Source organism: Pseudomonas sp. MB-090624, assembly GCF_003205245.1.
Classification (GTDB): Bacteria; Pseudomonadota; Gammaproteobacteria; order Pseudomonadales; family Pseudomonadaceae; genus Aquipseudomonas; species Aquipseudomonas juntendi.
In genome coordinates this window covers 68877-70724 of sequence record NZ_QJRK01000019.1, presented here as the reverse complement: position 1 = coordinate 70724, position 1848 = coordinate 68877, and the positions used below count along the sequence as shown (strand labels likewise).

The following is a 1848-nucleotide window of genomic DNA, read 5'->3' as shown; positions in this document are numbered from 1 at the left end:
CGCGGGCGGCGCTCGATCTCCCAGGCGCTGCATATCGCCTGGCAACCACCTGTCAGCCCTGATGCAATCCCTGTGCGCCTTGCCGGCGATATGCCCCACAGCCATCAGCCACGGTTCACCGGGAAAGCCGTGGTGTACTTCATCTGCTCCATGGCAAAACTGGAGGTAATGTTCGACAACCCCTCGGTGCTGGTAATCAGCTTTTTGTAAAACCGGTCATACGCCGCAATATCTCCCACCACCACCCGCAACATGTAGTCCCAGTCGCCAGACATGCGGTAGCACTCCATCACCTCCTCGAACCCGGTCACTGTCGCGGCAAACTGCGCCAGCCAGGCGCTGTCGTGGCGCTGGGTCTTGAGCTGGACGAACACCGTCAGCCCCAGCCCTAGCCGTTCAGGGGCCAGCAGGGCGACACGGCCGAGTATGTAGCCTTCTTCTTCCAGGCGCTTGACCCGCTTCCAGCACGGGGTGGTGGACAGGTTGACGGCTTCGGCCAGGTCCTTGAGCGACATCGAGGCATCGCGCTGAAGCAGGGTAAGAATGTGCTGGTCGAAGCTGTCCATATCGCGCGCTGGCCGTGCCGGAAAATATTTCACAGGTTACCCCAAGGCCAGGCGATTTGGCTTGTGCCATAGTGGCAGCTTTCATTCTGCCGATGGGCCTGACCATGTCCGACAAGCCGCGCAATTTCGCCACCCGTGCCATTCACGCTGGCGAGCAGTTCAGTGTTGCCGACAATGCCATTTTCCCGGCCATCGTCACCGCCAGCTCGTTCACCAAACGCAGCCTCGACGACAAGCCGGAGTACTCCTACAGCCGCGTGGGCAACCCCACCCGGCATGCCTACGAAACCTGCGTAGCGGCGCTGGAAGAGGGCGTGGGTGCCGTGGCCTGCGCCTCGGGGGTGAATGCCACCGCCACGGTCCTGGAGCTGCTGCCCAAGGATGCCCACGTGGTCGTGATGAACGGCGTGTACGGGGGCACTTTCCGCATCCTGGAAGACTACCGCAGCCGTACTTCAGGCCTGACCACCACCTATGTCGACCTCAACGACCTGGGCGCGGTGGCCGCGGCGATCAAGCCCGAAACCCAGTTGATCTGGATCGAGTCGCCGACCAACCCGTTGTTGCACCTGGTCGACATCAAGGCGGTGTGCGACCTGGCGCGGGCCAAGGGCATCCTCACCTGCATCGACAACACCTTCTGCTCGCCGTGGAACCAGCGCCCGATCAACCTGGGGGTGGACCTGGTGATGCACTCGGCCAGCAAATACATTGGCGGCCACTCTGACCTGACTGGCGGGGTGGTGGTCGCGGCCAATGACGCGCTGCTGGCGCGCCTGCGCCGCATCAGCATGGCCATCGGCGCGGTGCAGGGGCCGTTCGACTGCTACCTGGCCCTGCGTGGCCTGAAGACCCTGGATGTGCGCATGGAGCGCCAGTGCGCCAATGCCCTGCAGGTGGCGCGTTTTCTGGAAAACCACGCGCAGGTGGAGCAGGTGTATTACCCCGGGCTGGAAAGCCACCCGCAGCATGAACTGTGCAAGCGCCAGATGCGCAGTGGCGGCGCGGTGGTGGCGATGAAGGTCAAGGGCGACCGCGCCGCGCTCAACCGCCTGGTCGAGGCGCTGCAGATCTTTGTATTGGCCGACTCGCTGGGCGGGGTGGAGAGCATGATCAACCACTCGTGGAGCATGTCCCACTGCTCGCTAAGCCCGGAGCAGAAGGGCGTGATGGGCATCAGCGAGAACCTGCTGCGGCTGTCGGTGGGGATCGAGGATTACCGCGACCTGATCGAGGACCTGGATGGGGCGTTGAAAGCGCTGGTTGCTGTGTGAGGGCTTGC

The 1848-nt window shown here is 63.4% G+C and carries 2 protein-coding genes; one reads left to right on the top strand and one right to left on the bottom strand.

All coding sequences use genetic code 11. From position 1 onward, the window contains the following. Nucleotides 1–104: 104 nt before the first annotated feature. Nucleotides 105–566, bottom strand: a complete 462-nt coding sequence (locus DMX12_RS12545) for an Lrp/AsnC family transcriptional regulator (RefSeq protein ID WP_009686813.1) — start codon at nucleotides 564–566, stop codon at nucleotides 105–107. A gap of 92 nt (nucleotides 567–658) precedes the next feature. Between DMX12_RS12545 and DMX12_RS12540 the strand changes: the two genes are divergently transcribed. Beyond that, nucleotides 659–1840: a PLP-dependent aspartate aminotransferase family protein gene (locus DMX12_RS12540; protein WP_029886179.1), complete on the top strand. Its 1182-nt coding sequence runs from the start codon at nucleotides 659–661 to the stop codon at nucleotides 1838–1840. Nucleotides 1841–1848: the final 8 nt, after the last annotated feature.